Here is a 3,000-nt window from a genome sequence, read left to right on the forward strand (position 1 = left end):
ATCACTGGTTTATCTGGCGGGCCGCCGGTTTGCACCCACATCCAAGACTGGTTGCCTGGGTCTCGGTCAGGCTCTTTCAACACCTGCACGCGCGTTTCATCGCAGTGGACAACACGGCTGCCCAACAAGCTATCGCGCATTAAATTCAGCAGCGGCTGGAAGTGTTCACCGCACTGGATAACCCAGCGTGCCAATGTCTGGCGTGGGATATCGACGCCATGGCGGCTCAAGACTTTTTCGAAGCGGTGAAGCGGTAGTCCGTCGACGTACTTAGTGGTCAGCAACATCGCCAGAACACTTGGGCTGGCCATGCTTTTTTCAATCAGTTGAGCCGGCTTGTCAGCAGTGACCGGCGCCATTTCGCAGTCGCGGCAACCGTAAACTTTGCGAACGTGTCTGATCACACGGATCTGCATCGGCACGATCTCAAGCTGCTCGCTGACTTCTTCGCCAATAGTGTGTTTGCGGCAGCTGCAGATGCACGTCAGTTCATATTCGGGAAGTTCGTGGATGATCTCGATACGCGGCAGATCGGCGGGCAGTGGCTTGCGTTTACCGCGGCGCTTGGTCGGGGCAACGACCTCTTCATCTGAGGCGTCGTCCACAGGCTCGACGACGCTTTCTACTTCATTGAAGAGGGCCAGTTGCGGCGTTGCCGCATCAGCTGTTTGCTCGGACTTACGTCCGAACACGCTGAAGCAAGAGCGCATTATGTTCTTCTAGGCGAACAATTTTGCCCTTATCCAACTGACGTTCGTCGAGCATCTTCCCAAGCATTTGCTTGAGCAGAACGGGATCATCTGGAAGATTTTCAGGCAAGGAATTCATGCCCTGGATTATACCGAATCAGGCTACGAATCGCGGCGTCAAAACTTGATGAGGACGGTTGCGCCAGAGGTCAAAGCCATCGAGCATCCAGTTGAGTTCCTGGACGGTCAGAACGATAGCCTCTTCGGTGGCGTCCGGCGATGTTTTGAATCGTTCGGACTCCAGGCGCTTGAGCCAAAGGCAGAAGCCGTTGCGCTCCCAGTACAAAATCTTCACCCGGTTGCGCGACTTGTTGAGGAACACGAAAAGCACCGGATCAAACACCGCGACCTTGATGTCCAGTTCGACCAGCGCGGCGAGGCCATCGATGGATTTTCGGAAGTCCACGGGCTTGGGGTAGAGGTAGACTTTTTCGACTTTGGCATCGGGTCGCATCATGGCGAGCTGGCTCCTGAGGGAATCGGGAGCACAGCAACCGGGATCGGATCAGCGCTTTGAATGTGGGGTTTATGGAGCGCTTACCTTCGTTTGGTGCATTTCCGGGTCGCGCTTACCGTCCTTATTCTTGGTCGAACTGGGTGCATGAATCAGCGTGGCATCGACGATGGTGCCTTGTCGCAGTGACAAGCCACGGTCGCCCAGATAGCCATTGATTACACCGAGAATGCCAGTGGCCAACTCGTGTTTTTCCAGTAGGCGACGGAAGTTGAGGATGGTGGTTTCGTCCGGGATTCGCTCCAAGCTCAGACCGGAGAACTGGCGCAAGATCGTCGTCTCGTAAAGCGCCTCTTCCATCGCCGGATCGCTGTAACCGAACCAATTCTGCAGTAGATGAACCCGCAGCATGGCCCTCAACGGATAAGCCGGACGCCCCCCTTCGCCCTTCGGGTAATGTGGTTCGATCAGTGCAATCAAACCCTTCCAGGGCACGACCCGATCCATCTCGATCAGGAACAGTTCCTTGCGGGTCTGCTTGCGCTTACCGGCGTACTCGGCATCGGCGAAGGTCATTTGCTTCATCATCGAAAGGCTCGGCGATTGGTGTCCGGTGATTTTGCCAAATCAGGAAGTCTTTTTCAGAATTTCCTTAAAACACTTACAACACGCTCACTCACCACTTACGATTGACGCACAACACACGCAGGAGGCTACGCTGATCAACGGGCAGTCAGATGTAAGTAATACCTCTTGCACACAAGGTAAAAACAGTAAAAACCTATCAGAACGACTAGTACCTAATTGCTTGTTTTCGACGTAAGGTCGTGAAACCGATACCTGTCGGAAACCTACCCACTGTCATGCAAGGATATTGAAAATGGCTTCTCAATTTATTCCAAGAGCGGCATTTCCCACCGCATCCTTTTTAATTGTCGCCGCTATGGCGGCAAGTTTCTCAACGCATGTGTTTGCAGCGCCAGTGGAACTGACTCCGGGTGAGAATGGCTGGTCATATGAGCTAACGAAGGGCTACCTCTATGAATGCCCGCTACATGAGGCAATGACCGCCAGAGCCCACAGAGGAGACGAGAATGAAAAAGCATATATAAGATGCCAAACATTTTATTCATATGGACAGTCAGCCGAACTTTCATCAAGCGATGAGAATAGTACTGATCCCAATGGGCAATGGTCTGAACAACTAGATGAAGGTAAAGAGGATGGACACGATTACACATGCAAAAACGGCGAAGTGATGACCGGAATGGAACGTAGTGGAGATGAAAACGGGCATACAAAATACCGTTGCAGTGTCGTAAAAATAAATGGCGAAATTAAAAAAATGCACCCAGCTACTCAACGTAAAGAAAAAGAGTCTGCGCATCTATTTGCTTGCCCGACAGGGCAGGCATTAATAAGACGCGCACATTTATGTACCGGCTCCGGCAGTGCCTGTGATGAGAACCAAGATACGATTTATCAATGCGGCTATATTCGAGCAGTCGATTAACCCATGTAAAAGTCTCAACTTGATCTGACTTTCCCTCTTTGAAAAAATGGGGCTAGCGGGTGTGGTGATTGTGCGAGCAATCACCACCCCATGAGAAGTAGCCCACATGAACATTGAAAATCAACCGATTGTTAAGCACACAGTGAGCTTGTTCAATCTAGTGTACTGTCTCTAAAATAAAGTCTCCGAAAATTGGCTATGCTTTCCCCGTCAACAACAGGCCGGAGGCGAGCAGATGAACTCGCAGAACATTACCCTCACGTCAGAAGAGCACAGCGAGCTCA

At 51.6% G+C, this 3,000-nt stretch carries 2 protein-coding genes and 2 pseudogenes; 1 reads left to right on the forward strand and 3 read right to left on the reverse strand.

Annotated features, from left to right (window positions below):
- From HBN68_RS21830 to HBN68_RS21840, 3 genes and pseudogenes are all read right to left on the reverse strand, one after another.
- Nucleotides 1-828: pseudogene (locus HBN68_RS21830) on the reverse strand (IS66 family transposase); the annotation flags it as partial.
- 18 nt (nucleotides 829-846) lie between these two features.
- On the reverse strand, nucleotides 847-1,206 hold the full coding sequence (gene tnpB / locus HBN68_RS21835; RefSeq protein ID WP_249275366.1) for an IS66 family insertion sequence element accessory protein TnpB: 360 nt from the start codon (nucleotides 1,204-1,206) through the stop codon (nucleotides 847-849).
- An 84-nt stretch (nucleotides 1,207-1,290) separates the two neighbouring features.
- A pseudogene (locus tag HBN68_RS21840) lies at nucleotides 1,291-1,788 on the reverse strand (IS5 family transposase); the annotation flags it as partial.
- Nucleotides 1,789-2,083: 295 nt separating this feature from the next.
- On the opposite strand from HBN68_RS21840, the gene HBN68_RS21845 reads away from it, so the two are divergent.
- Nucleotides 2,084-2,716, forward strand: a complete 633-nt coding sequence (locus HBN68_RS21845) for a hypothetical protein (RefSeq protein ID WP_169966137.1) — start codon at nucleotides 2,084-2,086, stop codon at nucleotides 2,714-2,716.
- Nucleotides 2,717-3,000: the final 284 nt, after the last annotated feature.

The organism is Pseudomonas sp. WS 5078 (assembly GCF_012985745.1).
GTDB lineage: Bacteria > Pseudomonadota > Gammaproteobacteria > Pseudomonadales > Pseudomonadaceae > Aquipseudomonas > Aquipseudomonas lundensis_A.